Annotated in this window: 25 protein-coding genes and 1 tRNA gene; 10 read left to right on the forward strand and 16 right to left on the reverse strand. The window is 70.3% G+C overall.

Going from position 1 to position 26,051, the window contains the following annotated elements; translation table 11 throughout:
• Positions 1 to 4: 4 nt before the first annotated feature.
• On the reverse strand, positions 5 to 532 hold the full coding sequence (locus ACTMTI_RS12090; RefSeq protein ID WP_441120360.1) for a hypothetical protein: 528 nt from the start codon (positions 530 to 532) through the stop codon (positions 5 to 7).
• A 165-nt stretch (positions 533 to 697) separates the two neighbouring features.
• On the opposite strand from ACTMTI_RS12090, the gene ACTMTI_RS12095 reads away from it, so the two are divergent.
• Together ACTMTI_RS12095 and ACTMTI_RS12100 are read left to right on the forward strand one after the other, a co-directional pair.
• The gene (locus ACTMTI_RS12095; RefSeq protein WP_441120361.1) at positions 698 to 1,354 is read left to right on the forward strand and encodes a response regulator transcription factor; all 657 of its coding nucleotides are present in this window, start codon (positions 698 to 700) and stop codon (positions 1,352 to 1,354) included.
• Positions 1,351 to 2,562: a sensor histidine kinase gene (locus ACTMTI_RS12100; protein ID WP_441120362.1), complete on the forward strand. Its 1,212-nt coding sequence runs from the start codon at positions 1,351 to 1,353 to the stop codon at positions 2,560 to 2,562. Before ACTMTI_RS12095 ends, ACTMTI_RS12100 begins: the two co-directional genes overlap by 4 nt.
• A gap of 38 nt (positions 2,563 to 2,600) precedes the next feature.
• Here ACTMTI_RS12100 and ACTMTI_RS12105 read toward each other — a convergent pair whose 3' ends face one another.
• Positions 2,601 to 3,167, reverse strand: coding sequence for a nucleoside deaminase (locus ACTMTI_RS12105; RefSeq protein WP_441120363.1), 567 nt, complete (start codon positions 3,165 to 3,167; stop codon positions 2,601 to 2,603).
• A 110-nt stretch (positions 3,168 to 3,277) separates the two neighbouring features.
• On the opposite strand from ACTMTI_RS12105, the gene ACTMTI_RS12110 reads away from it, so the two are divergent.
• Positions 3,278 to 4,258, forward strand: coding sequence for an antibiotic biosynthesis monooxygenase (locus ACTMTI_RS12110; RefSeq protein WP_441120364.1), 981 nt, complete (start codon positions 3,278 to 3,280; stop codon positions 4,256 to 4,258).
• A 91-nt stretch (positions 4,259 to 4,349) separates the two neighbouring features.
• On the opposite strand, the gene ACTMTI_RS12115 is transcribed toward ACTMTI_RS12110, so the two are convergent.
• The 4 genes from ACTMTI_RS12115 to ACTMTI_RS12130 form a co-directional block, all read right to left on the reverse strand.
• On the reverse strand, positions 4,350 to 4,841 hold the full coding sequence (locus tag ACTMTI_RS12115; RefSeq protein ID WP_441120365.1) for a hypothetical protein: 492 nt from the start codon (positions 4,839 to 4,841) through the stop codon (positions 4,350 to 4,352).
• A gap of 121 nt (positions 4,842 to 4,962) precedes the next feature.
• Complete coding sequence (locus ACTMTI_RS12120; protein ID WP_441120366.1) at positions 4,963 to 5,508, reverse strand: MFS transporter; 546 nt, start codon at positions 5,506 to 5,508, stop codon at positions 4,963 to 4,965.
• Positions 5,505 to 6,191: an MFS transporter gene (locus ACTMTI_RS12125; RefSeq protein WP_441120367.1), complete on the reverse strand. Its 687-nt coding sequence runs from the start codon at positions 6,189 to 6,191 to the stop codon at positions 5,505 to 5,507. Before ACTMTI_RS12125 ends, ACTMTI_RS12120 begins: the two co-directional genes overlap by 4 nt.
• 221 nt (positions 6,192 to 6,412) lie before the next feature.
• The gene (locus ACTMTI_RS12130; RefSeq protein ID WP_441120368.1) at positions 6,413 to 7,069 is read right to left on the reverse strand and encodes a class I SAM-dependent methyltransferase; all 657 of its coding nucleotides are present in this window, start codon (positions 7,067 to 7,069) and stop codon (positions 6,413 to 6,415) included.
• A gap of 133 nt (positions 7,070 to 7,202) precedes the next feature.
• Between ACTMTI_RS12130 and ACTMTI_RS12135 the strand changes: the two genes are divergently transcribed.
• Both ACTMTI_RS12135 and ACTMTI_RS12140 read left to right on the forward strand, forming a co-directional pair.
• Positions 7,203 to 8,903: a serine/threonine protein kinase gene (locus ACTMTI_RS12135; RefSeq protein WP_441120369.1), complete on the forward strand. Its 1,701-nt coding sequence runs from the start codon at positions 7,203 to 7,205 to the stop codon at positions 8,901 to 8,903.
• On the forward strand, positions 8,903 to 10,471 hold the full coding sequence (locus tag ACTMTI_RS12140) for a serine/threonine protein kinase (protein ID WP_441120370.1): 1,569 nt from the start codon (positions 8,903 to 8,905) through the stop codon (positions 10,469 to 10,471). Before ACTMTI_RS12135 ends, ACTMTI_RS12140 begins: the two co-directional genes overlap by 1 nt.
• Positions 10,472 to 10,530: 59 nt before the next feature.
• Here ACTMTI_RS12140 and ACTMTI_RS12145 read toward each other — a convergent pair whose 3' ends face one another.
• From ACTMTI_RS12145 to ACTMTI_RS12175, 7 genes are all read right to left on the reverse strand, one after another.
• Positions 10,531 to 11,307 (reverse strand): SDR family NAD(P)-dependent oxidoreductase, encoded by a 777-nt coding sequence (locus ACTMTI_RS12145; protein ID WP_441120371.1) that lies wholly within the window; start codon positions 11,305 to 11,307, stop codon positions 10,531 to 10,533.
• A gap of 23 nt (positions 11,308 to 11,330) precedes the next feature.
• The gene (locus ACTMTI_RS12150) at positions 11,331 to 12,272 is read right to left on the reverse strand and encodes a hypothetical protein (protein WP_441120372.1); all 942 of its coding nucleotides are present in this window, start codon (positions 12,270 to 12,272) and stop codon (positions 11,331 to 11,333) included.
• Complete coding sequence (locus tag ACTMTI_RS12155; RefSeq protein WP_441120373.1) at positions 12,269 to 14,692, reverse strand: AAA family ATPase; 2,424 nt, start codon at positions 14,690 to 14,692, stop codon at positions 12,269 to 12,271. Before ACTMTI_RS12155 ends, ACTMTI_RS12150 begins: the two co-directional genes overlap by 4 nt.
• Entirely contained in the window at positions 14,692 to 15,831 is a 1,140-nt protein-coding gene (locus tag ACTMTI_RS12160) for an exonuclease SbcCD subunit D (RefSeq protein ID WP_441120374.1), read from the reverse strand. The genes ACTMTI_RS12155 and ACTMTI_RS12160 overlap by 1 nt, the downstream gene beginning before the upstream one ends.
• Before the next feature lie 15 nt (positions 15,832 to 15,846).
• On the reverse strand, positions 15,847 to 17,601 hold the full coding sequence (locus tag ACTMTI_RS12165) for an ATP-binding protein (RefSeq protein WP_441120375.1): 1,755 nt from the start codon (positions 17,599 to 17,601) through the stop codon (positions 15,847 to 15,849).
• A gap of 167 nt (positions 17,602 to 17,768) precedes the next feature.
• Positions 17,769 to 18,515 carry a hypothetical protein gene (locus ACTMTI_RS12170; protein ID WP_441120376.1) on the reverse strand — a complete coding sequence of 249 codons (747 nt, stop codon included), beginning with the start codon at positions 18,513 to 18,515 and terminating at the stop codon, positions 17,769 to 17,771.
• Positions 18,516 to 18,593: 78 nt separating this feature from the next.
• On the reverse strand, positions 18,594 to 19,856 hold the full coding sequence (locus ACTMTI_RS12175) for an outer membrane protein assembly factor BamB family protein (RefSeq protein WP_441120377.1): 1,263 nt from the start codon (positions 19,854 to 19,856) through the stop codon (positions 18,594 to 18,596).
• A 614-nt stretch (positions 19,857 to 20,470) separates the two neighbouring features.
• Between ACTMTI_RS12175 and ACTMTI_RS12180 the strand changes: the two genes are divergently transcribed.
• Together ACTMTI_RS12180 and ACTMTI_RS12185 are read left to right on the forward strand one after the other, a co-directional pair.
• The gene (locus ACTMTI_RS12180) at positions 20,471 to 20,569 is read left to right on the forward strand and encodes an SEC-C metal-binding domain-containing protein (RefSeq protein WP_441120734.1); all 99 of its coding nucleotides are present in this window, start codon (positions 20,471 to 20,473) and stop codon (positions 20,567 to 20,569) included.
• 53 nt (positions 20,570 to 20,622) lie between these two features.
• Positions 20,623 to 21,741 carry a hypothetical protein gene (locus ACTMTI_RS12185; protein WP_441120378.1) on the forward strand — a complete coding sequence of 373 codons (1,119 nt, stop codon included), beginning with the start codon at positions 20,623 to 20,625 and terminating at the stop codon, positions 21,739 to 21,741.
• A 254-nt stretch (positions 21,742 to 21,995) separates the two neighbouring features.
• Here ACTMTI_RS12185 and ACTMTI_RS12190 read toward each other — a convergent pair whose 3' ends face one another.
• Both ACTMTI_RS12190 and ACTMTI_RS12195 read right to left on the reverse strand, forming a co-directional pair.
• The gene (locus ACTMTI_RS12190) at positions 21,996 to 22,391 is read right to left on the reverse strand and encodes a type II toxin-antitoxin system VapC family toxin (RefSeq protein WP_441120379.1); all 396 of its coding nucleotides are present in this window, start codon (positions 22,389 to 22,391) and stop codon (positions 21,996 to 21,998) included.
• Entirely contained in the window at positions 22,388 to 22,657 is a 270-nt protein-coding gene (locus tag ACTMTI_RS12195; RefSeq protein ID WP_441120380.1) for a type II toxin-antitoxin system VapB family antitoxin, read from the reverse strand. The genes ACTMTI_RS12190 and ACTMTI_RS12195 overlap by 4 nt, the downstream gene beginning before the upstream one ends.
• A 278-nt stretch (positions 22,658 to 22,935) precedes the next feature.
• On the opposite strand from ACTMTI_RS12195, the gene ACTMTI_RS12200 reads away from it, so the two are divergent.
• A complete protein-coding gene (locus ACTMTI_RS12200) occupies positions 22,936 to 23,430 on the forward strand; it encodes a hypothetical protein (protein WP_441120381.1) in 495 nt (164 codons plus the stop codon).
• A gap of 237 nt (positions 23,431 to 23,667) precedes the next feature.
• Here the strand turns inward: ACTMTI_RS12200 and ACTMTI_RS12205 are convergent.
• Positions 23,668 to 23,741, reverse strand: a tRNA-Lys gene (locus tag ACTMTI_RS12205).
• Between the two features lie 99 nt (positions 23,742 to 23,840).
• On the opposite strand from ACTMTI_RS12205, the gene ACTMTI_RS12210 reads away from it, so the two are divergent.
• Both ACTMTI_RS12210 and ACTMTI_RS12215 read left to right on the forward strand, forming a co-directional pair.
• Positions 23,841 to 24,680, forward strand: a complete 840-nt coding sequence (locus ACTMTI_RS12210) for an AAA family ATPase (RefSeq protein WP_441120382.1) — start codon at positions 23,841 to 23,843, stop codon at positions 24,678 to 24,680.
• Positions 24,673 to 26,046 (forward strand): vWA domain-containing protein, encoded by a 1,374-nt coding sequence (locus ACTMTI_RS12215; protein ID WP_441120383.1) that lies wholly within the window; start codon positions 24,673 to 24,675, stop codon positions 26,044 to 26,046. The genes ACTMTI_RS12210 and ACTMTI_RS12215 overlap by 8 nt, the downstream gene beginning before the upstream one ends.
• The last annotated feature ends 5 nt before the right edge of the window (positions 26,047 to 26,051 follow it).

Below are 26,051 nucleotides of genomic sequence, written 5' to 3' on the forward strand. Positions count from 1 at the left end.
CCCATCACATTCCTCCCATACCGGCCTCAGCGAGCTGCTTCTGGCACTTCTCCTGGGCGGACTTGAAGTCGGGGTCGTTGCCGACCTCGCCGGTGATGCGCATCATGCCGCCCTCAGGGTCGGGGTAGCTCTCCACGCCGTTGTCGCGCATGCACTGCGCGACCTTGCGCAGAGCCTCGGCCCTCTTGGGGTCGCCCCCGCCCGACTTCTGGCCCATCGGGGCGTACTGTTTGCAGGCCGCCTGGGCCTTCTCGACGGTCTCCCTGGGGACGCTCCCGTCGAACTTCATCATGATGCCCTTGCCCGGCTCCGGGTCGTCCACCTGCACGCCGTTCTCGCGCATGCACTGGGCGAACTTGAGTCCGCGCTCGTGCGGATCCTCGCTCGGCTTCGCGCTGGACGCGGCCTGGTTGCCGGTGCCGGACACCGACGCCACGTCGGATCCGCCGCCGTCGCCGGCGCCGCAACCGGTGAGGAGCAGGGTGAACGCGAGCGGCGCCGCGGCGAGCGTACTGAGGACTCGTCCTCGCATGAGTGTTCTCCTCCATCGAATGAACGTCGTCGAGGGGAGATGCAATAGGGCCCGCTGTTTCCTCAGCGTTTCCATCCGCGCCGGGTCTTCTGGCGGCTTATTTTGAGCAAATGCCACCTAGGCCACACTCGGCTATGTAAGCGAACGAAAGGCCTGAGGTACGCCATGCGGGTGCTGGTGGTTGAGGACGAGCGCATGCTCGCCGACGCGATTGCCGAGTGGCTGCGTGAGGAGACCCACGCGGTCGATCTGGCGCACGACGGCGCGGCCGCGCTGGAACGGATCGCGGTCAACGACTACGACGTGGTCGTGCTGGACCGCGACCTGCCGCGGGTGCACGGCGACCAGGTGTGCAAGGAGCTGGTCGCGTCGGAGTCCGACGCGCGGGTGCTGATGCTGACGGCCGCCGCCCAGCTCGACGACCGGGTGACCGGACTGTCCATCGGCGCCGACGACTACCTGCCGAAGCCGTTCGCGTTCCCCGAGTTGGCCGCCCGCGTCCTCGCGCTGGGCCGGCGCTCGCGCCCGGCCGTGCCTCCCGTGCTGCGGCGGGCCGGGATCACCCTGAATCCGGCACGCAGGGAGGTCTTCAGGAACGGGCGGTTCGTGCCGCTGTCGAAGAAGGAGTTCGCGGTCCTGACCGAGCTGATGCGGGCGAACGGCAACGTCGTCTCGGCCGAGCAGCTGCTGGAGAAGGCGTGGGACGAGCACGCCGACCCGTTCACCAGCGCGGTCCGGCTCACCATACTCAAGCTGCGCCGCAAACTCGCCGACCCGCCGGTCGTGGAGACCGTGCCAGGGGTGGGATACCGGATCGCATGACCTCCTGGCGAAGCCGGTTGCTGCCGCCGCAGCCGACGCTGCGGCTGCGGCTCACCCTCGTGTACGGCGCCGTGTTCATTCTCGCCGGACTGACCCTGCTCACTGTCACCTATCTGCTGTTCGACCAGCAGCTGACCCAGTCCTTCGAGAGCCGGTTCACCCCGGAGCCCGGTAAGAAGAAGAACGTCATGTTCGTCCAGGCGAACGGCGTCAGGCTCGAGGGCGAGGCCGCGGTCGAATGGCTGCGGCAACAGGAGCTGGAGCTGCACGACGCCGCCGTCACCTCGCTGCTCACGCAGGGCGCGATCGCGCTCGTCGTGGTCGGCGGCGCGGCGATCGGACTGGGGTGGGTGGTCGCGGGTCGTGTACTGGCCCCGCTGCACCGGGTCACCGACACGGCACGCAAGATCGCCGCCGCGCCCATGGCCGAGCGCGGCCTGCACGAGCGGATCGCGCTGAGCGGGCCGAAAGACGAGGTCAAGCAGCTCGCCGACACGTTCGACACCATGGTCGAGCGGCTCGACCACTCCTTCGACGGGCAACGCAAGTTCGTCGCGAACGCCTCGCACGAACTGCGCACGCCGCTCACGCTCAACCGGGCGCTGGTGGAGCTGGCCATGCACCGCCGTACCGCCTCGCCCGACGTCAAACAACTGGGCGAGAGCCTGCTGGAGATCAACGCCCGCCACGAGCGGCTCATCTCCGGGCTGTTGCTGCTGGCGAGGTCGGAGCAGGAGATCGCGGACCGGTCGCCGGTGGACCTCGCCGACGTGGTGACACACGTGGTCGGGCACACGGCGGCGGACGCGGCGGCGGCCAAGGTCACCGTGTACGAGGTCGCCGCGCAGGCGCCCACCACCGGGGACGCGCTGCTGCTCGAACGGCTGGTGCACAACCTGGTGGAGAACGGCATCAAGTACAACCTCGACGACGGCACCGGGTGGGTGCGGGTGGTGAGCCGCACCGTGGCGGAGGGAAAGGTCGAGGTGGAGGTCAGCAACACCGGGCCGAGCGTGCCGCCGTACGACGTGCCGCTGCTCTTCAAACCCTTCCACCGGCACGGCACCGAACGCGTGGTCACCGCGCAGAGCGCCGGGCTGGGATTGTCGATCGTGCGGTCGGTGGCGGCCGCCCACGGTGGAGACGTCAGGGCGCGGCCACGCGAGGACGGCGGCCTGATCGTGACCGCCTCACTCCCCCGCCGCTAGTCGCCGGCCCTCCTTGGGACGAACGCCCTCATCGCCGGTCAGTACGGGTGATGGTCGCGCTTGTTCGTCCAGGCAGCGTACGCCTGGGCGCCGAGCTCGGGGCTGATTTGATCCACCTGGATCTTGCGCTGGTCGAGGGGTCGTGTGAAGTCTTCGTACTGGAAGGCGTCGTCGAAACCTATCTTCCGGGTCGCCTCCAGATCCGCGCTGAAGTGGACGGCGTCGATCCTTGACCAGTAGATGGCGCTCATGCACATCGGGCACGGATAGCCGCTCGTGTAGAGGGAACAGCCCATGAGCATCCTGGCCCGCTCGGGCAGCGGGTCGGGCGATCCGTCAGGGCGTGGCACGAGCTCGAGCGTCGACTCGTTCTGGTGTTCCTCCGAGACGGAGGGCGCCTCCGGATTCAGGACCTGAACGGCCTTGCGGATCGCCTCGACCTCGCCGTGCGCGGTCGGATCGCCGGTGAGCAGGACGCGATTCTGCCCGCGGGCCAGAATTTCTCCGTCCTTGACGATGACCGCGCCGAACGGGCCGCCCCAGCCTTTCGTCACGGACTCGGCGGCGAGCCGTACGGCTTCGGCCATGAAATCCTTGGGCGTCATTTGGCGACCTCCTGCAGGTAAATTACGGCTGAAATTTTGACGCGATCAACCGTTTTGTGCTATTCGTCGCCACGTTTCTTCCCTGAGTGCCCTGGACTACACTTACCCAGGTGAAGCCTTATGTGAACCGTGGATCCCGCGGAGTCGGCGCCACCGTGGTGATCTCCTCGAAGGTCCGTGAAGGGCGCGAGGCAGAATATCGGCAATGGCAGCAGAAAATAAGTGAGACCATGCGTTCCTTTGCCGGTTTCCAGGGCTTGGAAGTTTGTCCGCCAATTTCTGGCGAGCAGCGTGCCTGGTCGGTCGTGTTCCGCTTCTCAAGCACCGGCGAATTGACCGGGTGGCTCGACTCCGAGATTCGAAGGAGACTGCTCGGCGAGGTTCGCCCGCTGTTGGAGGAGCCGTCGGCACTGGAGGTCCTGCCAGGAGAGCCGCCGGCCCGGGAAGCGGTCACGGCGGTGATCTCCCACAACGTGCGGCCGGGCCGCGAACGTGATTTCCGGCGCTGGCAGGACAAGGCTCGCAAGGCCCAGGAGAAGTTTCCCGGGTTCCTGGGGTTCGAAGCCTTCGAACCCGTGCCGGGTGTCCAGGAGCACTGGGTCGTCATGTTCCGCTACGACACCCGCGAGCGCCTCGACGCCTGGCTCGAGTCCGACGCCCGCAAGAAACTCCTGGACGAGGGGCGCGAATACTTCGACTACGACGTGCGCACGATCGCGTCGCCGTTCAGCGGCTGGTTCCGGTTCAGCGGCGGGGCGGCGCAGGAACAGCCGCCCAGCTGGAAGCAGGCCATGTCCGTGCTGCTGAGTCTCTATCCCACGGTGATGATCCTGAACTTGACGGTGGGCCGCGCGTTCGAGGCGGTGCTCCTGCCCGGATATCTCGCCATGTTCATCAGCAACGCATTGAGCGTCGCCCTGCTCACGTGGGTGATGATGCCTTTCGTCAACAGAATCTTCGCCTCCTGGCTGGTGCCCAGCGGCGGCAGCTCGCTCGTCACGAACATGACGGGCGTGTTCGTGATGGTGCTGTGCTTCGCGCTGTTCATCGCCGCCTTCGGCCTGATCGACGGCTGGACGGGTGCGCCATGACCATGGGTGACGGTGTGCCCGGACGTCCGCCTGCGCGATCCCGAGCACCGGCGCCCACTCGCCCGTTGACCAGGCTGAGGTGCGAGGTGGTTCAGTTGAAGCAGTCCTGCGTTTTGAGCGCGAGGGCCACCTGGTAGATCTTGCCTTTCGAGGCGAGGAAATAGTAGTCGGCCTTGGAGTTGCCGGGGACGGAGCTGTAGGGAAAGCCGCTGGCCGCCGTCTTCAGCTTCGGATATGCCTTCTTGAGCTGCTTCAGCGTAGAGCCGATGCCGATGCCCTCAGGCGTCTTGACGCCCTTCGGCGCGAAGATCCCGGCCACGCCGTGCTTCTTGGAGATGTACAGGCCTACGCTGTCCTTTCCGGTGGGGTGCGCCTTCAGGTCCCAGCCGGCGCACGATCCCTGCTGTCCGGCCATCTTTAGCACGATCTTCCCCGTCGCCTTGGCCTGCTTGGCGCTCATGCCGAGTCTGACCTGGCCGTAGCCGTACGGGCCCAGCGTGGTCTTGGAGGTCTGGGCGAGCGCGGGCGTGCCGGCGGTGAGCAGCGCCCCGCCTGCCAGAACCGCTACGAGCGCCTTCTTCATGACGATCTCCCCGTGAAGTGTCGAACCGTACTCCTGCTTCGAGTGGCGGAGGCGGCGGAAAGTTCGCACGGTCGGCGCCGTTCCAGCGAACGACCCTGAAGATCCGCCCGAGGTGAGCACCTCATCTGTCGGTACGCGCCAGAGCAGCCGAAGAATGGTCGGTATCGGCTCGGATCCGCCATACCGAGGGCACCAGCAGCGTGCCGGCGGTAGCGAGCACGGCCACCGCGGCGCTGATCCATAACACTCGGCCGGTGCCGAACGCGGCCGCCGCCGGGCCCGCCAGCCCCATGCCGAGCGGCGTGCCCACCAGCGAGCCGAGCATGGTCACAGACATCGCCCGCGCGACGAACCGCTCGGGCAGGTTGCGCTGGATGGCGGTGGTCTGGAGCACGTTGTAGACCACCACCTGCAGGCCGGCCGCGGCGCCCGCAAGCGCCAGCACCCAGACCTCGGCCGGGAGCGCGAGCAGCGCCGGGAGCGGCGCCATCAGCAGGACGAACAGCACCGCCGCGACCATGGGACGTGCGGGCCGCCATCGCGCGCCGAGCAACCCGCCGGCGAGGCCCCCTACGGCGTACGCGATGCCGATCGCCGACCACGCCGGGGCTCCGCCGAGGTGCTGGTCGGCGACATAGGGGCCGAGCACCAGGATCGGCGCGGTCACCAGCACGTTCGTGACCGCGACGTGACCGATCCGACCCACAGCCAGGAGCGCCGGCCCACCTCCGCGAGGCCGCCGCCGATGCTCGCCAGCAGCCCGCCGCCCGACTGCGGATGGTCAGCGGCCGCAGCCGGGGGCAGCCGGTAGAGGAAGGCTGCACTCACCAGGAACGTCAGCGCGTCGATCAGGACGGCCCACCCCGGACCGACCAGCGCGACCAGTGCTCCGGCGGCGCCCAGCGCCAGGATCGAGGCCGCGCTCCGAGACATCGAGATCAGGGAGTTGGCCGCCTGCAGCCGCTCCTGACCGGCCAGCGAGGCGATGAGCCCCACGGCGGCCGGATTGAAGAACGCCGATCCCGCGCCCGCGACGAGCTGCAGGACCACCAGCATCCAGACCTGTGCGGTGCCCGTGAGCAGCAGCGCCGCGGTGCCGCCGTGCGCCGCGAACCGGATCAGGTCGGCGAGCAGCATGACCGTGCGGCGCGAGAACCGGTCGCCGATCGCGCCGCCCAGCAAGGTCAGCACGATGACGGGCAGCCGGGTGCTCAGCACCACGATCCCCAGATCGATCGGCGAGCCGGTTAAGTCCAGCACGGCGAACGCGATCGCCAGCGGCGTCAGCGAATCCCCGAACCCGGACGCCGTCTGCCCCACGTAGTAGCGCCGGAAGTCCGGGATTGCCAAGGGCGCGAGAATCCGCACTGCCACCTCTTCCCGCAACAGGCCGGGTGTCCGGCAAAGGGCCGACCCCTTCCGGCCCACGCCGGCCGGAAGGGGTCAGTCCGTGGACACCTTGCCAGTCCGCACCGACAATCCGACGGCCGGTCGCGGACTGCAGTAGTCGCCCATCGTGTCGTCGTATCGGCCCGTGGAACGACAGCAGCGGCGCCACGGCGCGATCGGTTTCACTCCGGCGCGTAGTAGGAGTCGACGGCGGGCTGGCCCGTGTAGTTGGGGCCCGCCTGGTCGTCGGCGCCCAGGTAGCGGTAGGGGAGGTCGATGCGGCCGCGGCCGGTGCGGCGGATTCTCCGGGTACGCCCGTCGTACGCCAGTCCCGCGGCACGCAGCGCGGCCGTCAGGCGGCGACCGGCGGGGGTGCCGTCCGCGAGGCGGATGCTGCGGACGTCGAAGCTCGCCACGAACAGGCCGCCCTCGGTGAGCCAGCCGGCGATCTTGGCAAGGAGGCCCAGCTTGTCGCCCACGTAGTGCAGGCCATGTACGCAGGTGATGAGGTCGAACGCGGTGTCAGGACGCCAGGTGGCCACGGAGGCGGTGACCAGGCGCAGGCGCGGAGTGCTCGGCTGGCCGGCGAAGAAGTCGACCAGGTCCACGCCGACGATCTCGGCGTCGTCTCCGAGCAGGCAGGTGGCCTCGTGGAGGGCGTTCGCCGCGCCGCAACACAGGTCCAGCCAGCGGGCCGGCCTGCGTGGCGTGGCACGGAGCACGCCGACGATGTCGATGCCGAGCTCGCGGTCGTAGCTGCGGAGGCGGCGCTCGCGGTTCATGAGGGAGTTGGCGGCCACCGGTGAGCCGGCCAATTCGTCATCCGTGATCAGACGCATGATCTTTTCACTTTATGGGCTTGCTGCGCATTGTGGAGGTTTTTCGACGGATGCGTAACTTCACCACAAATCCTGACGGAGATCGCTATCGTACGTTGCATCCACCGCATCCCTATCAGGAGTCACTTCCGTCATGGCGCATGTCGAACCGCTGCGGGAGGACGATCCGGCGGCGGTAGGGGTTTATCGCTTGCTCGGCCGCCTGGGTGCGGGCGGGCAGGGGACCGTCTATCTCGGTCAGGCGCCTGACGGCAGGCGGGTGGCGGTCAAGGTGCTGCGTGACGGGGCCGGGTTCGACGACAGGTTCGCCAAGGAGATCGAGGCCGCGCGGCGGGTGGAGCCGTTCTGCATCGCGCAGGTGCTGGACGCCTCGCTGGGGCGGCAGCCGTACATCGTGACCGAGTACGTCGAAGGCCCCTCCCTTCAGCAGGCCGGCCGGCTCACCGGGGCCGACCTGCAGCGGCTGGCCGTCGCCACCGCCACCGCCCTCGTCGCCATCCACCAGGCGGGCATCGTGCACCGGGATTTCAAACCGGCGAACGTGCTGCTGGGTCCCGGCGGGCCGCGCGTCATCGACTTCGGCATCGCCAGGGCCGCCGACTCCGCGGCCACGGTCACGAGCAGCATCGTCGGCACGCCCGCGTACATGGCGCCCGAGCAGTTGGCGGGGCAGGCGGTGGGGCCGGCCACGGACGTGTTCGCCTGGGCGTCGGTCATGGTGTACGCGGCCACCGGCACGCCGCCGTTCGGTCAGGACACGCTGCCTGCGATCATCAACCGGATCCTGCACAACGAACCGCACCTCGGCGATCTGCAGCATTCGTTGCGATCGACCGTGTACGCCTGCCTGGCCAAGGATCCGCGGGCGCGGCCGGCCATGCGAGATGTGCTGCTGCGGCTGCTGGGCGAGCCCGCGCAGGGTCCGGGTCAGGGCGCGGTGTGGACGCCCATGCCCGGCCCCGGCTCTGGACCCCAGGCGCCGACGCCGGTCCCCGGGCCTGGGGCCGTCCCAAGGCCGGGCGCGACGCCGGGACAGTGGCCGGGGCCGGGCGCGACGCCCGCACCTGGTGCGCCTCCCGGACCGGGCGCGATCCCAGGACCGGGCATGATGCTCGGGCACGGCGCGGGGCCGGGGGTGCGGGCCGGTGGGCGCAAGGGGGCCGGCCTTCCGGTGGCCATCGGCGTGTCGGGGGTCATGGTGGCGGCGCTGGTCGGCGGAATCGTCTGGCTGTCCCCCTGGGCGAACGGGTGGCCGAGCGCGGCGTCGCTCGCCGGCGGCTTGTCGAGCCCGAGCCCAAGCCCGAGCCCGACGCGGGAGACCCAACGCCCGGCGACGACACCGCCGCCGCGCAAGTCCACGCGCAAGCCCCCGCGCACGCCCACGGGGAAGGCCAGCGGGAGGGCCACGCCCAAGACCACGCCCACGCCGTCATCTTCCCCCACGCCGGAGCGCACGACCGCGCGGCCGACCCCCAGCCCCACACGGACGACGAAAAGGCCGGTCACGAGCGCCAGGATCAGCATCCTCGAGATCGAGCTCTCCGGCGGGCCCGGCCAGTCCGGCGCCGAGGGCTGCTACATGCCGCCGGTTCACTTCCAGACCAACATGGAGTCCTCCCGGTCCGAGGTGTGGGTCTCCTATGTCTGGGAGGTGGACGGCAAGGCCGTCGTGCGTAACAGGTCATGGGTGCCGAAGGGCGAGTACACGGCGTTCGCGACCTCCTATCACTACGACCTGAAGGCCGGAAGCCACCGGATCACCCTGCGGGTCACCTCGCCGTCCGTGACGAGCAAGAGCGTCACGATCAACATGTGCGACGTGGAGACCTACTGATGCCGGACGCCATCGGCCCGTACCGGGTCATCCGGCAGCTCGGTGAGGGCGGCCAGGGGGTGGTCCATCTGGCCCAGGCCCCCGACGGTGCTCGCGTCGCGGTCAAGGTGCTGCGGGAGGGTGTGAGCGGTGACGGCCGCTTCGCCAAGGAGATCGCGGCGGCGCGGCGGGTGGAGCCGTTCTGCATCGCCCAGGTGCTGGACGCCTCGCTGGGCGGGCGGCCGTACATCGTGACGGAATACGTCGAAGGGCCGTCCCTGCGGGAGGCCGGCCGGCACACCGGGGCCGACCTGCAGCGGCTGGCCGTCGCCACCGCCACCGCCCTCGTCGCCATCCACCGGGCCGGCGTCGTCCACCGCGACTTCAAGCCCGCCAACGTCCTGCTCGGCCGGGACGGGCCGCGCGTCATCGACTTCGGCATCGCCCGCGCCATGGACGACGGCGTCACGCGTACCAGCAGCATCGTGGGGACGCCCGCGTACATGGCGCCCGAGCAGTTCGCGGGCGCCACCGTCGGGCCGGCCGCGGACGTGTTCGCCTGGGCGTCCGTCATGGTGTACGCCTCCACCGGCGCCCCGCCGTTCGGCAACGACTCCCTGCCCGCGGTGCTCCGGCGGATCCAGTACGAGGAGCCGCGGCTCGACGGCGTGCCGGAGCCGCTGCGGTCGATCGTGTACGCCTGCCTGGCCAAGGATCCGCGGGCCCGCCCGGCCATGCAGGACGTGCTCTTCCAGCTCATCGGCGGCCAAGCCCCGGCCAGGTCATCCCCGCAGGACGCCGGTCCGGCCCACGCGTCCGTCCCGCCACACGCCGCCTTCCCGGGCACCCCAGGGCCCGCGGCCGTTCCCGGGGAGCCCAGTTCCTCTTGGCAGGGCGGGCACGCTCGTCCCGGGCCGCCGATCGCGCACGATCACACCGGTCCCACGCACGCGCCCTCCCGCAACCGGCGTCTCCCCGCGCTGCTGGCGGCCGGGACGGCGCTGACCGTGACCGGCGCCCTGGTCGCCGCGTGGGCCTGGCTGCCCGGGTCTCAAGGCCGGACCAGCACCGCCGTCATCACCACGGCGTCCTCGCCCTCCCCTTCGGCGACCAAGGTGAAGGAGTCGGCCCGGGCCCTGCGCCCGACCTCCCGCCCGAGCACCACCAAGAAGCTCCCGAGTCCCGCCAAGAGCTCCGTCAAGCCGACCTCTTCCAGCCCTACGGCCCAGCCCACTCGTACGGAGCCCACCGCGAAGCCCACCGCGAAGCCCACCACCGCCAAGCCGACCAGTGGCGGCGGCGTGACGTCCGTGACCTTCACCTACGAGGGCATCGAACTGGGCGACTGCTGGCGCAGCGACACCAACATCTGGGCCAAGGTCTCGGCCACCGGCACCTACAGCTACCGGTGGCTCGTCAACGGCCAGAACCAGGGCAGGCAGCAGGGCACGTCGTCGTCGAAGCCGCTGCTCCCGTCCATCGTGTGGAAGGGGGAGGGCGCCTACCGCGTCGTCTTCGAGGTGGTCACGCCCACAAGCATGCGCAAGAGCTTCACGGTGAACATCTGCGACCCCTGGAAGGGCTGGTAGCCGTACGTGCCGTCCCTGACGGTCGCGGTGGGCTTCGCGCGGACGTAGCTGCCGATCGCCTAAAGTGCGTGTCCGCCGGCTACCTGCAGGACCTGCCCCGTGATCCATCGGGCCTGATGAGAGGCGAGGAAGACGACGGCGTCGGCGATGTCGTCCGGCTCGCCGACCCGTCCCATCGGCACGATGGCCGTCGAATGGTCGAAAATGTCCTGCGTCATCCAGCCGGTCTGCACCGGGCCGGGTGCGACGGCGTTCACCCGGATGCCGCGCGGCGCCAGGTCCAGGGCGGTGGCCCGGGTCAGGGCCTCCAGCGCCGCCTTCGACGTCCCGTACCCGATCTGGCCGGGGAACGCCCTGGCCGCGTCGGTCGAGACGTTCACCACGCACAACGGCGCGTCGCCGGAGTGGCGGCGCGCCAGCTCGGCGATGAGGAGCGCGGGCGCGATCGCGTTCACCTGGTAGTTCCGCTCCAGTGAACCCGGGGTCAGGGCGTCGACCGTGTCCGGGGTCTCACAGTGCGCGGCGTTGTTGACCAGGACGTTGATCGGGCCCAAGTGTTCCGTGACGGCCTCGACGAGGCGGCGGGGGCCGTCCGGCGCGGACAGGTCGGCGCTGAACGCGATGCCGCCCAGCTCCTCGGCCAGGTCTTCGGCGGCGTTCGGGGCCGGTGTGAGGTGCGCCCATTCGACACCTTCGGGTGCCGGAGGATCCTGCGCCAGGTGGTGGATCGCCACGCGCGCCCCTTGGGCGGCGAACGCGCGGCTGATGGCGGCGCCGATGCCCCCCGCGCCCCCGGTCACCAGGACGTTCTGACCGGCCAGCCGGGTGTCGATCATGGTCGGAGGTCCTTCCTGCCGGCTCAACCGGCGGCTGTGCGCAGCGCCCGGTAGAGCAGGCGGGCATCGCCGAGGTGGTGGCGCAGGAGCTTTTCCAGGCCACCGATCGGGACGAGGTTCTGTGGCGCGCGCGGGTCCTTGTAGTCGACTCCGGCCAGCGGCGGCAGGGCCAGGGTCACCGCGTCCGCCAGCCGTACGACCTGGGTCGGGTCCAGGTCCGCGCTGGCCTCGCAGCGGGCGACCCCCGCCCAGGGGGCGGAGGACTGGACGGGGAGCCGGACGTACCAGGCGTGCCGCCGCCAGCTCGTGCCCATGAGGAACACCGGCGTACGCTGGCCGGGCGCGAGCGCGGCGACCACCGCGGACTGCGGCGGCGGCAGATACGCGGTGTGGTGCGTCTTGATGTAGCCGACCGTCCGCGGCAGATGCGTACGCCCCCGCAACGGACCGTCCACCAGCAGCAGATCGTCGCTCCGCGACCGGTGCCGCACGGCCAGCTCCACTTCCAGCTGGGTGACCTGCCGCTGCAGCGCCAGTGACAGCTCCTCGAAGCTGGCGTCGGCGGCCTTGCTGGGCTGGTACGTCGCATGCGAGGTCTTGACCTCGGGCGTGTGCGGCGAGGCGGAGATGAGCGCCCGGTTGACCTCGATCTCCGCCAGGTCGGCGCCGTCCGGGCCGCACCTGACGATCCCGGCGGCGTAGGAGGCGGCGATGCCGGGGACGGGCATGGGCGCGTCGGGGTCGTTCACCCAGACGCGGGCGTCGATCCTGCGTACGCCGTCGGCGACCAGCAGAGTTCCGGGAGCGGCGGCGTCCGGCCCGGGCGTGACGGGCTTCCAGTCGGCGGCCGGCCGCTCGATGTCCAACGCCAGCTCGGCGCTGGTGGCGCCCAGCTCGGAGAGCGCCTCGACGGCGAGGGCGGCGGCGTAGCCGGGATCCCACGGGTCAACGGTGAAGCCCGTCACGGATTGTCCGCCTTCCGCACATGGGAGCCCTTGGCGTCGCGCCTGACCTCGAAGCGTACCGGCACCCGCTCGGCCAGCGCGGGAACGTGGGTGACGACGCCGATCATGCGTTCCTGGCCGGCGGCGAGGCGTTCGAGGGTGGTGGCCACGGTGTCGAGCGTGGCCGGGTCGAGCGTGCCGAAGCCCTCGTCGAGGAAGATCGAGTCCAGTCCCCTGGCGACGGCGCCGGACAGCGCCAGGGCCAGGGCGAGGGCGGCCTGGAAGGTCTCGCCGCCGGACAGCGTGCGGGCGCTGCGCCGCAACCCGGCCTCGCCGTGGTCGATGACCTCGATGTCGCCGGTCTTGTCGCTGAGCGCGAGCTCGTACTGGCCGTCGGACAGCTCGCGCAGCGTCTCGGAGGCCGAGGCGACCAGGACCGCCAGCGCCTCGGCGCACAGCCACCGTTCGAAGGCGTTGGCCCGCAGACGGAGGGCCAGCTCGTGGGCGACCTTCGCCTCGTGCTCCTTCTGCGCGACCTGGGTCTCCAGGTCGGCGGCGCGCTTGCGCTCTTCCTTGAGGCGTTCGAGGGCGCCGTCCGCGCGTGCGACGGTCCCGGCGACGGCGGCGCCGAGCTGGTCGGGCGCGGCGTCGCGCGGGGTGGCGACGCCGTGCTCGGCCAGGCGTTCGACCAGTTTGTGGCGGTCGGCCGCGAGCCTGGCGGTCGCCTGGGAGAGCTGCTCCTCGCGTTCGGCCAGCGCGGCGCGGGCGGCCTGCGCGGCCCGGTCGCGCCAGCCGAGCAGCTCGGTCCAGGCCCGGTGCAGGTCCCCGCGTACGAGCGGCGGCGGCGGATCCTCCTGGGCACCGGAGACGAGCAGCCGGTCGCGGGCGGCCTCCAGCGTCCGCCACGCGCTCTCGGCCTGGCGCTCGACCTGCTCGGCCTCGCTCCGCGTCCGGTCCAGCTTCCCGCGGGCGGCGCGGAGCGCTTTTCGCGCCTCGTTGGCGATTTGCTCCGCCTTGCCGATCGCGGCCAGCCGCCCCTCGAGCTCGGCCCGATCTCCTGGGGCGGGCAGCGTGGCCAGCTCGGATTCCAGCCGGTCGGCCTGCTCGGCCAGCATCGACGCCGACGCCTCGGCCCTGGCGCAGGCGGATCTGGCGCGCTCTGCCCGGTCGCGGGCGCCGGCGAGGGCGCGGTCGGCGGTGCGGATGTCGGCGGGCGGCTGATGGCGAGGCAGCTCGGCGACCGGGTGCCGGCAGACGGGGCACGGCTCGCCCACGGCCAGCCGGGGGGCCAGGTGGGCGGCGGCGTGGGCGTCGCGGAGCCGTTCGCGCTGGGCTTCGGCGGTGGCCAGCGCCTGCTCGGCCGCCTCTCGCGCGGTGGCCAGGCCCTGCAGCGACGCCGCCGCCGCGGCGGCCTCGGCGCGGGCGCGGGCGGCCTGGGCGGCCAGCCGTTCGCGGGCGTCCAAGGCGGCCAGCGCCGCCCGTGGCGCGCCGCGGTCGCCGAGCGCGGCCAGTGCCTCATAGGCCTCGTGGTCGTCGGCCTCCAGCGTCGCGACCTCGGCGGTCAGCGCCTCGACCGCCTCGGCGGCGGCGCGTCGGGCCGCGGCCAGCGTCGGGACCGCGGCGGGCATGCGCAGCGACGACAGCACCGACTGCTGTTCGGCCACGGCCGAACGCTCCTGCTCGGCCCGGCGGATGTCGGTTTCGCGGGCGCGCAGCAGGTCGAGGTCGGCGCCGATGGTCTCGGCCAGCCGCCGCAGCGCCGCCAGCCGCTCGGCCAGCTCGCGCTCGGCCTCCGCCGTCGCGCCGGAGAGCTTGGCGAGCTGATCGCGGGCGAAGGAGGCGGCCTGCTTGGCGGTCTCCTCCTCGCGGGCGGCGCGCTGCCTGATGCGCTCGTAGACGTCGGCGTCCAGCAGCTGCACCAGCAGGTCCTGCCGCTCACGCGGCGCGGCGTGCAGGAACTCCGCGAAGCGGCCCTGGGGCAGCACCACGCACTGGGTGAAGAACCGGTATTCGAGCCCGGTCACCCGCTGTGCCTCAGGGGTGACGTTCTCGCCTTCGGCGAGCGGCTTGACCACCGCGTCGTACGCCCGCGCGAGCGGCGCCGCCGGGTCCAGCTCGTCGATCCTGGCCTCTTTGGTACGCACCGCGCCCTTGGCGTCGCGCACCATGGCGCGGACCACGCCGTAGCGCCGCCCGTTGCTGTCGAACACCAGGGCCACCTTGCCCGCGGCGACGGAGGGCGCCAGGGCGTGCGCGATGACGTTCTCCCTGCCCCAGCGCGGCACGGTGCCGTACAGGGCGAAGCAGATCGCGTCGATGATCGTGCTCTTGCCGGCGCCGGTCGGCCCCACGAGCGCGAAGTAGTCGGTGTCGGAGAAGTCGACGGTCACCGGCTCGCGGAAGCTGCCGAAGTGGTCCAGGTGCAGCAGCAGGGGGCGCATCAGCCGGTCACCTCGTCGTAGAGCCGGTCGAACAGCGAGGCCACCTGCTCGTCGTGGCGGCCGGTGGCGGTGAGGTATTCGCGGAACAGCTCGCGCGGGCTGCGATCGGCCGAGCCTGCCTTGCGCGTGGCGGGCACCGGCCTGAACCGCTCGTCGAGCGTGACGTCGACGGCGCCGGGCAGCAGGCCGCGCACGTCGTCGGCCAGCCCCACGCGCGGTTTCTCCTCGACGATCACTCTGAGCCAGTCGTCGCCCGGCTCGATGCCCTCCAGCTGCTCAAGCGTGCCGCGTACGGTGCGCAGTCGGCGGGCCGAGCCGAACGTCAGCTCCCTGACCACGGCGGGCCGTCCCGGCGTGACCTCGACCAGCAGCGCCCCGGGAGTGTTGCCCTCCTCGCCGAAGTCGACGGCGAGGGGCGAGCCGCTGTACCAGATCGGGCACGGGCCGGGGATCTGCTGGCGGCGGTGCAGGTGGCCGAGCGCGGCGTATTGGGTGACGGTCGGGAAGGCGGTCGGCTCGAAGTAGTAGGAGAAGATCGACTGCGCCTCTCGCTCGCCGCCGCCGAACGCCCCGCCCGGCAGGGTGCCGTGGGTGGTGACCACGTTGACGGTGTCGGCGTGGAAGCCTGCCGTGAGGGCGCCGATCAGCTCGGAGATGCGGGCGGCGTAGTCGCGGTTGTGGTCGGCGGCGGTGCCGGTGAGGACCTCGGCGGCGCGTACGACGTACCGGTGCGACAGGAACGGCAGCACGGCCAGCCGCACCGGCTCGCCCGAGCGCGCGGTGAAGGCCAGCGTGCCGCCCGCGTCGGGGCGGCGGAAAGCGCCGATCACGTGCAGCCCGAGCTTGCCGAGCACCGGCCGGTAGACCTCCAGGAGCTGTGGGTTGTCGTGGTTGCCGGCCAGCACCACCACGTCCCGCCCGTCGCCGCGCAGCGCCATGAGCGCGTTGAGCACCAGCGCCTGGGCCTCCGGGGTGGGGGCCGAGGTGTCGAAGAGGTCGCCGGCCACGATGACGGCGTCCACGTCGTGGGTGCGGGCGGCGGCGACCAGCTCGCGCAGCACGGCGCGGTGCTCGTCGAGTCGGGGGCGGCCCTTGAGCACCTTGCCCACGTGCCAGTCCGCGGTGTGCAGGATCTTCACGAAACCACCTGTGGGTCAGAAGGGCGGGATGTCGTCTTCGATGCCGGGCAGCCCCTTGAACGGGTCGTCGGAGACCTTGGCGGGCGCCGCGGCTTCGGAGGGACGCGTTGCCCACGCGGGGAAGGGGAAGGCGACGGCCAGCGGGACCGGGATCTCCGGCTGGGCGACGAACATGGTGCCCGGCTTGGCGATCGTGGCGCGCTCCCTGACGGCCGCGGGCAGCCAGCCGTACTCGGATCGGGCGGCCTCTGCCGGATCCAGGCGGCCCGCGACGCGTACGGCGCTGTTGGAGACGATGCGCCGCTCCACCTCCGAGGCGGTCTGCTGGGCGCCGATGAGGATGACGCCGAGGGAGCGGCCCCGCTCGGCCACGTCCAGCAGGATCTCCTTGATCGGGGAGTCGCCCTCGCGCGGGGCGTACTTGTTGAGCTCGTCCAGCACCACGAACAGCAGCGGCCGGGCCGTGCCGGAGGACTCCTTGCGGTGGAACTCGCCGCGCAGCACCACGCCCACCACGAACCGCTGCGCCCGCTCCGGCAGGTTGTGCAGGTCCACGATCGAGACCTGCGCGTCGGAGGTGCGGACCGAGTGGGTGCGGAAGAACGGCAGGTCGCCCCGGACGATCGGGGACAGCGGTTTGACCGCGCTGCGGAGCCTGCGCAGGAACGCGTTGACGGTGCCGAGCGGGGTCTGCGCGCCGGTCCAGTCCGTCCGGCTGGCGTCGTCCTGCAGTTGCTCCGACAGCAGCTCGACCAGGTCGTCGAAGGTGCGGCAGGACGTGCCACGCACCCTGATCGCGCCACCGTCGCCCACCGGCTCGGCCCACGCCTTCAGCCGGGCCGCGACCTGCCCCACCAGCAGCGAGTAACCGGCCCGCTCGTCGTCGGCGTCGGCGAAGACGAACCGCAGCAGCTCCTCCTGGCAGAACTCGACCAGCGTCCAGTAGAACGCGCTCACCCCATGGGTACGGGCGGCGACGTGCGGCACGCCGTTGACGTCGCCGGGCCGCGGCGGGGCGAAGACGTGGACGCTGCCGAACGGCTGGGCGGGCAGCCCGAGCCGGCCGTAGACACTCCTGGCGCTCTCGTTGAGCCGCAGGTTGTCGTGGTCGAGGAAGAGCAGGTCCTCGCCCTTGACGGAGAAGATCAGCGCCTTGGTGTTGGCCGCCTCGCCCTCCAGCACCCCCGAGTTGAAGATCGAGTAAAGCAGGAAGGTCGCGAAGGACGTCTTGGTGGCCACGCCGGACACGCCGGAGATCGACACGTGGGCGCCGCGGGTGCCGTCGAGGAAGTCGAAGTTGACGTAGAGCGGCTGGCCGTCGCGGCCCGTCCCTATGGGGATCCGCCGGTCCATCACGTCGAAGTAGAGCGCCTGGTCGCGGTCTCCCGCACCGGCCAAGTAGACCTTGGAGCCGGGCAGCGGCGGCACGAACACCTCCGGCTCCACCCTGGTCACCCGCACCTCGGCCACCTCGACCACGGCGGCCGGCAGCGCGCCCTCGGCGATGAGGAAGACGTCGGAGTCGTAGGCGGCGCCCTCGTGCCTGGCCTCCACGGTCGTCACCACGCCCGCGACCAGCACGGTGCCGTATCCTGGCACCTCTCGTCTGGTCACCACCACGTCGTCGAGCTGGACCACCTTGCCCGGCTCCAGGCCGAGCCAGAACGACAGCGGCGAGGCCGCCTGGGTGCCGAGGACGCGTCCGACCGCCTCACCCGCCGCACGTGTCGCCACCGTCGGCTCGTGGCTCACCGCCCCGTTGACCGTCACGAATCCCTCCGCCCCCATCAATGCCCTTCTATGGGAGCGTAGTAGGGCGCGGGGTGTGCGTCCGGCCCATCGCCGCCTCAATCCGCGACGGATCCTCGCCCAGGCCGCCGTCCTGCGCCCCTGGCCGTCTTTTGCCGGAGCGCCACGAGCCCGCCGGACGCGTCGGTCTACGCCTGGCGATAGGGCCGCAGAGCACGGTGCAAGGATTCGAACTCCTTCGACAGGACGATGTCGTCCAGCTCGGTGACTTCCTCGATGGTCCTCGCGTTCAACCTCATGCAGGAGCGTTCAACCGAGCGCTTGAACCGCCAGGTCGATCCATCCGGATGGAAATACGGATCGTTTCCCATGTCGATGACCGCGATCGGGCCGAGTTCGAGGTCCTGGCCGTCCGCATAGTGCAGAACGACCTTGACCACGCCGAACCAGGGTTCGACCTCATCGTCGTCGTTCACCGGGCCCAGCGTGAGCCTGAACCGGGTGTGTCCTCCCGGCGGCACCGTGACGCGGACCTGGTTACCGACGGCAAAGGGGGTGGCCGACTGGGTGTCGATGGGGACGTCGTACGTGGCGGAGATCTTCTCGATGCCGCCGGACGGATAGCACCCGGCGAGGAACTCCGACCGCTGCACCTTCACCGTGTAAGAGTCGATGAGCCCTTCGCCACTGCCCCGGTTCTTCAACGTGATGTCGATGCGCGGCCCTGGCAGGCCCGACTCTTTCTTGGCCTGTCCTGTTCCCCCGAGAGGAATGCGCTCACCTTCCAGGTCATGGGTGAGATAAGCGGTCAGCGCCGCCACCCCGAGCACGCTGCGCCGGGACGCCTCGCGCCGGCTGATCTCGGCCGAGAGTTCCGAGCTGCGGGCGGAGTCCCACGCGAAATAGGCGGAGAGCATGCTGACCAGCAGCGCCACGATGGCCAGGATCGCGGTGGGGGAACGCCAGCCGGAGGGATCGGAGGACCGCGCGTCGTTCATATGGGGAGATCCTCTTCAGATCCGTGCGCCCGTGGCGGGGTCGAATGCGATGATGTGGCGCCCTACGACGTAGAGAAGGCCCTTGCCGGCAAACAGCAGGCCGCCGTCATCGATCGAGGACGACCACAACTTCGCGCCGCTGCGACTGTCCAGCGCGATGAGGGTGTCTCTGCCGCCGCCGTCGAACGTGGCGTACACGATGCCGTTCGCGTCGGCGATCAATTGACTGACCGCGCCACGCAGCTCGTACATCCACCGTTTTCCGCCGTTGTCCCTTTGCCTGGCATACAGCGGATGAAGGCCGCTCGGCAGCCGGACCGGCATTGCGGCGAAGACCGTTTCCGCGTCCACGGCCAGCGCCGGGTTGATCGATTTCTCGGTCAGCGGAAAAGACCACACCTCGGAGCCGGTGGATACGCGGAGTGCGCGTACGTGCGTGAGATCCGCCATGTAAAGGGTGCCCTCGAGCAGTTCGGCGAAGCCGGAGATCTGATCCAGCGTCTTGGACCAGGTCCTTTCGCCGGTCCGCTCCGCCAGCGCGGTGAGTTCGTACGCCTCTTCGTCGGGAATCGGATAACCGGCAACCACGAGCCGCCCGTCCGAGGCGAACACCCAATCGATGAAGCATTTCGGGAATTCGGCCGCCCATTTGCGGCGCCCGGTCGCGGCCTCCACCGCCACGAGCCGTTCACCCCGGGGCAGGCGCTCGGTGACCAGCAACGTCCCGCCTGCCAGCTGCATGGCTTTCAGCTCGCCGGGCGGCCAGTGCCAGCGCTCGCGTCCCGACGCCGGGTCGAAGGCGTAAAGCGTGGAATTGGTCCGGCAGAGAATGAGGCCGTCCACGGCGACCAGCTCATGCGCATAGTCGTCCACGGAGGCGGTCCAGACCACCTGGCCGGTGGAGGCACGCAAGGCGACCACCTGACTGGGATTCGCCCGGCCGAAGGCCGGTTCACCTCTGCCATTGCCCACGATGAGAAGGTCGCCGACCGGCAAAGGCGTGCCCTGCCAGTTGATCGCCGGAGCCCCGGGCTTGTCGGGCACGTGGGTCTGCCAGATGACGGCGCCCGTACGAGGCTGGAGAGCGCGTATTCCGCCCGTTGCACCGGCCACATACAGGGCCGCGGCGGACACGGCAGGCGGCGCGTCCTGACCGGAGACGCTGACCGGCCACCTGGACGCCGGCGATGCGCTCGCGGGAGCCGTCACCTCGCCGGCCTCCGCGCGACAACCTGCCAGCGCCGCCACACAAGCCAGGAACGCCGTACGCCGCGTCACCGCTCCGCCGGCTCGGAAAGCGCATGAATGTGGTTCGCCCATTCAGCCGTTATCTCTTGGAGAAGAGCAGCCCGTCAACCGGATTGGCACAATTCCCAAATAGGCAAATCGCGTATTCAGTAAACTGTCGGCTGAAAGCGGAAATACCGATCCGCGGCCGGCGTCCCCACGTCACCAAGGGCGGGCGAGGCTGGGAGCAAACCAGCAGATCATGATTCTTTCGCGACTTCGGGGAAGCCCTGCCGAATCGCGCCTAATCTCGTTTTGTGAGCTCCCGCAGTCGCGTCACGCTTACAGATCTTGAATTCGCCAGGCGGACCGTCCTGGACGGCGCGCTCGCCGACGTCCTGGCGCCGAGCCGAGGCCGAAAACATCCGCGGCGATCTACGCCGAACAGCTCGAAAGTGAAGACGACCTGGCCGGGGCCCTCAACATCCTGATCAGCGGACAGGAGAGGATGCTGCGTCAAGGCGACACGGCCGGCGCCGACATCCTCGCCACGCCCATCAAGCGCGTACGCCGAGCCATGGGCTTCCCCACCGACGAGGCGGACGTCGACCTGGACTTCGACGAGGAGGAGCGCACCCACCACGAGACCGTGGGGGGCAGAGGTCCTGTACTGGCCGCGGCCGGACTTCGAGCAGTTCCTCAAGTGCTGGTGCGGCTCCGGACGCAAGTACAAACAGTGCTGCCACCCGCGCAGCTTCACCTGAGGCGGCGGTTCCCGGCCGTGGGTGTCGCGGAATGATCGTCGTAAGCTGCACGGGTGACCACGGAACAGATCGACCGGCTGGTCGAGGTGGAATCCCTCTTGTCCCGTCACCGTCGCGCATCCGTGACCGTCACCGATTGGCAGCCGCTGCTACCCTGGGCCGTCGTCCGGGCGCGGGTGGAGGGCCGGGAGGGCGTGATCGTCAAATGGATGCAGCCGCACCCCAACCAGTCCCGTACCGCGTCGTGGCGGATCCGCACCGAGCTGGCCGCGCTGCGTTTCCTCTCCGACGACCTCGGCCTCCGCCTGGCTCCGCGCGTCATCGCCGCCGACCTGGCGACCGGGCTCATCGTGCTGGAGGACCTGGCCCCGCGGACGGCGCTGGATGGGCTCCTGCGCGCTGATGGCGCCGCGGTCCACGCGGAGCGGCTGGCCGCCTTCGCCCGCGTACGCGGAGAGCTCAGTGCCGCCACCGCCGGCCGCGCCGGGACCTATCACGCCCGCAGGGCGGCTCTCGGCCCGGTCGACGACCTCATGGGAGAGCTCGCCGAACGCCGCGAGGCGGGCCGCGGCCAGGCCGCCGCCCTGGGCGCGCCCATCACCGGCCAGGCCGAGCGCGAGCTGGCCGCCGCGCTCGATGAGCTCGCCGAGCCGGGACCGTTCCTGGCGCTCAGCAACGGTGACCCGGAGGCCAACAACGTGCTGGTGCACGCGTCGGGCGACCCGGACGCCCGCCTCATCGACTTCGAGTTCGCCGGCTACACGCATGCGCTCCACGACGCCGTCTGCCTGCACGTTCCCGGTCCGGCATGGTTGACGGTCGGCGGCGGTCCCACTGACGAACATCGCCGCGCCCTGGCTCGCGGCATCCCTGAGGCCGAGGACGACCGGCGGTACGGCTTCGCCCTGGCAGCGGCCTGTGTCCGCTTCGCACTCGGACGCCTCGAACGGCTCCCCAAGATCGACGCCCGCCCGCCGGGAGACGACAGCCGCCCGCAGCTCATCGCCACGATGGAGGCCGCCGCCCGCACCGCCGACGCCCACCGCGTCCTGCCCTGCCTCTCCGGCTGGGCCAGGCAGGTAGCGGACCTGCTGCGCCGCCGCTGGCCCGACGCGGACCTCGACCTCGAGGACCGGACGGCGTTCCCGCTCTATTCGCCCCGCGGCCGTTGAGCGCATTTCTGCCAGAATGTGGACAACTGCGTCAATCCGGTGTCCTCACCCCCTGTCTCCTCTGTGCACCGCCGCCGACCAGGACTACCGCCCCGAGTGGGACGGCACCGACGGCGTGATAGTCGGACGCCCTGCTGACCAGGCTGGCCAGGTCCCATGGCGAGCCGGGCCCTGTCCGTGATGGAGGAACGCCTTGACACAGAGGGACCTCTCGGCGCGTGGCCAGGTCGCCGGACACCGTGGCGGCCTCCGGGCTATGGCTTCAGCACCAGGTCTAGGTCCGTTTCTGGAAAGTAGTTTCCTTTGCACAGCAACGGGAGGCCGGAAATCTTGCTGACGGCATAGCTCAGGCAGTCGCCGAAGTTCAAGGCCGCGGGATGGCGGCCCTTGCCGTAGCGGAGGAAGGCGTCCACCGCCACCTGCCAATGATCTTCGGTGAAGTCGACTACGGTGATCTCACCCTCGGTGAGGAAGCGGCCCAGCAGGCTCCGGCCCGTCACACCCAGCCGTGCACAGAGCACCATGGACGCCTCTACTAGTGTTGGGGCACCGATTCCCGCGAACTCAGCCTCGGCCAGGCGCTCCAGCAGCGCCTCGTGCCCGGGCTCCTTCAGCAGGATGCCGATGACCGCCGAGCTGTCAATGATCACACGCCCTCCGGTCCGTACCCGAGGATGGCTTCCTGCTCGGCCTGGGAAATCGTTGTCCCCAGAACCTCCTCGGGAACCTGAGGCCAGGCTTCGTCGTGAAGGAACCGCCGGAGCCGTTCTGCCCGGCGGCCACCTCCCGCTGCCTGAAGCCGCTCTTTGCGTTCTCGAAGGGCTACGCGCACTGCGTGAGTCTTGCTCTCATGGGCCAGCGCGGCCACCTCCCCGGCGAGCCGCTCGGTTTCCGGGTCTTTGATATTGAGCGCCATGGTGTAATGATACAAGAAATGGTAGAACTACACCATCCCTGCTCGTCCTCGTCGCCGGTGCCGGCCTCTGGCTACGCAGGCACAGGCCCACCCCGTAAGCGCGATGACGACCGGCACAGCCGGGGTGGGTATTTCTGCGCGGTCACCCGGACCCGCCGCAGCTTAGTTTTCTCCGGTGCACGCCGAGCCGGTGTACGCCGCCTCGGCCGGCGACAGGCGTGTCACCGCTCGCGCGGTCCCGCGCGAGAACGGGGAACTCACATCAGGAGAAATCCACCATGACCATGCCCTCAACGGCTCCATCACGCCGCCGTGGCCTGCGCCTGTCCGCGTTGACCGCCATCGCGGTCGCGGTCGCGGGCACGCTGCTGGCGGGGAACGTCAACTCCGCCGAGGCGGTGCCACCGGAGGTGATCAGCCGCTGGAACAACGAGCTGATCCACTCCAACGCCATCAGCCCCGGCTTGAGTACGTCCCTGGGCACGGGCGCGTACACGATCACCGCCAAGTTGTACGCCGAGAACACCGGTTCCTCGGCGATCAACTACTTGTGCACGATCGGCACGGGCCCCAACTCGGACAGCGACGTCACCGAGGTGACGCTGGCGCCGCACAGCAGGCACAGCATCTTCCTCAACGTCGTGCACAACTATCCCGGCACGGGGCCGCTCAGCTTCGGCTGCACCAAGCCCGCGGGCACGGCCCAGGTGCGGATGAAGCAGGTGAAGATCACTGCGGTCAAGGTGAACACGCTGGTCAACCAGCCGTTCTGACGTGATCGCCCAGGGTCGGCTGCCCGTACGGCCGACCCTCTAGTGATATGTGGTCGAGGACGGCCATATCGCCCTGCGGCTCGGCCGCGCCCCCGCCCTGGTGGGCCCGACCGCAAACTGGGCACCATGCCGGCGCCACCCGGCACAGCGCCGCAGACGGTGGCGGCTCATGGAATCAGCGGCCCGGCCACACAAGAAAGATCCCAGCTCACAGGACTGAGCTGGGATCTTTGCCGGTGCGCCGCCAGGGACTCGAACCCCGGACCCGCTGATTAAGAGTCAGCTGCTCTAACCAACTGAGCTAGCGGCGCCTGCGGAGAAATATACCGGTGATCCTCATCCTGGTCGAATCGGTATCAGCAGGGCCCTTGTCGATAGAATAAAGTTCGGCCCGCCAGACAGGAGCACCGATGTTCGACTCCCCCGCCGAGGTGACGGACCGGCTCGCCGCCGTGGACTACCTCTCCGACGACGCCATCTCCACCTCGGTGTTCCTGGCCGCGGCGCTGGGCAAGCCGCTGCTGGTGGAAGGCCCCGCCGGGGTCGGCAAGACGCAGCTGGCCAAGGCGGTGGCGTTGGCAACCGGCGCCGACCTCATCCGGCTGCAGTGTTACGAAGGGCTCGACGAGGCCCGGGCGCTGTACGAGTGGAACTACAAGAAACAGCTGCTCAGGATCCAGGCCACCAGCGCGGACGACGACATCTTCAGCGAGGAGTTCCTGCTGGAGCGGCCACTGCTCAAGGCGATCAGGTCCGCGCGGCCGACCGTGCTGCTCATCGACGAGACCGACAAGGCGGACGTGGAGGTCGAGGGGCTGCTGCTCGAACTGCTGTCGGACTTCCAGGTGACGATCCCGGAGCTGGGGACCATCGCCGCGACGCGCAGGCCGTACGTGGTGCTGACCTCCAACGCCACCCGCGAGCTGTCGGAGGCGCTCAAGCGGCGCTGCCTCTACCTGCACCTCGAATACCCGACGCCCGAGCGGGAGCGGGACATCGTGCTCAGCCAGGTGCCGACGATCAGGGCCGATCTGGCCGAGCAGCTCGCCAGGACGGTGGCGACGCTGCGGACGCTGGAGCTGAAGAAGGCGCCGTCCGTGGCCGAGACCGTGGACTGGGCCAACACGCTGCTGGCCCTGGGCCGCCAGGAGCTGGACGAGGCGACCGTGGCCGGGACGCTGGGCGTGGTGCTGAAGCACGCCTCCGACCACGCGCGGGCGGTCAAGGAGCTGGGATTGCCCGATGCCTGACCGGATGTCGCTGCTCGACCGGCACGTGGGCTTCGTGCGGGCGCTGCGTGAGTCCGGGGTGCCGGTGTCGGTGGCCGAGGGGCTGGACGCGGCGCAGGCGCTGCGGGTGATCGAGCTGACCGACCGGGAGTCGCTGCGCGCCGCCTACGCGGCGACGCTGGTGAAGAAGCCCGCGTACCGGCCGGGGTTCGACGTGCTGTTCGACCTGTGGTTCCCGGCGGCGACAACCGGCATGTACGCCGAACGCTCCGATAAGGCGATAAATCAGGAAACAGCCACGGTTGAAGAGCTCCGCGACCACCTCGCCGGCCTCCTGACCGGCGGCGGCGACCCGGAGCTCCGCGCGTTCGCCCAGGCCATGGTCGAGCGCTTCGGCCGCCAACCGGCCGGTCCCGGCCGGCAGAACTGGTTCTCCTACAGCGTCATGCGCGCCCTGTCCCCCGAGACCCTGATGGCCCGCATCCTCCGCGAGGTCCTCGCCGGCCAGGAGCGCGGCGGACTGGCCGAGAAGACCGCGCGCCAGCGGGTCACCTCCGGCATCAGGCGCTTCGAGGAGGCCGTGGCCACCGACGTCCGCCGCCGCATCGCCGAGGACTCCGGCATCGAGCGCATCGCCCGCTCCGCCGTACGCCCCCCGCTCGACCAGATCGACTTCCTGCGCGTCACCAAGGCCGACCTGGCCCGGCTGCGCAGGGAGGTTCATCCGCTGGCCAGGCGCCTGGCCGCGCGCCTGACGATCAAGCACAGGAAGGGCCGGCGCGGCCGGCTCGACTTCCGCAGGACGATGCGGGCCTCGCTGCAGAGCGGCGGCGTGCCGCTGACCACGCACTTCAGGCCGCCGCGACCGCACAAGCCGGAGCTGGTCGTCCTCTGCGACACCAGCGACTCGGTCTCGTCGTTCGCGCACTTCACGCTGCTGCTGACGTACGCGCTCAGGGAGCAGTTCACGAAGGTGCGCGCGTTCGGGTTCGTGGACACGGTGGACGAGATCACGAAGTTCTTCGTGCCGGGCGCCGACGTGGTCGAGGCCATGACCAGGTTGGCGAGCGAGGCCGACATGGTCCGCTTCGGCCGTACGAACTACGGTCACGCCCTGGAGGGCTTCGCCGCGCGCTACGCCACCGCGATCGGCCCCAAGACCTCGCTGCTGATCCTCGGCGACGCCCGCTCCAACTACCAGCCGCCCGCCCTGGACGTCCTCAAGTCCCTGGCGGACCGGGCCCGCCACGCCTACTGGCTCAACCCCGAGCCGAAGCGGCAGTGGGACACGGGCGACTCGGTGGCAGGCGACTACGGCACGATCGTCCCCATGTACGAATGCCGCAACGTCGCCCAGCTCACCGCGTTCATCGAGACCCTGGCCTGAAGAGC

It is taken from the genome of Nonomuraea sp. H19 (assembly GCF_052068215.1).
In the GTDB taxonomy this organism is placed as follows: Bacteria; Actinomycetota; Actinomycetes; order Streptosporangiales; family Streptosporangiaceae; genus Nonomuraea.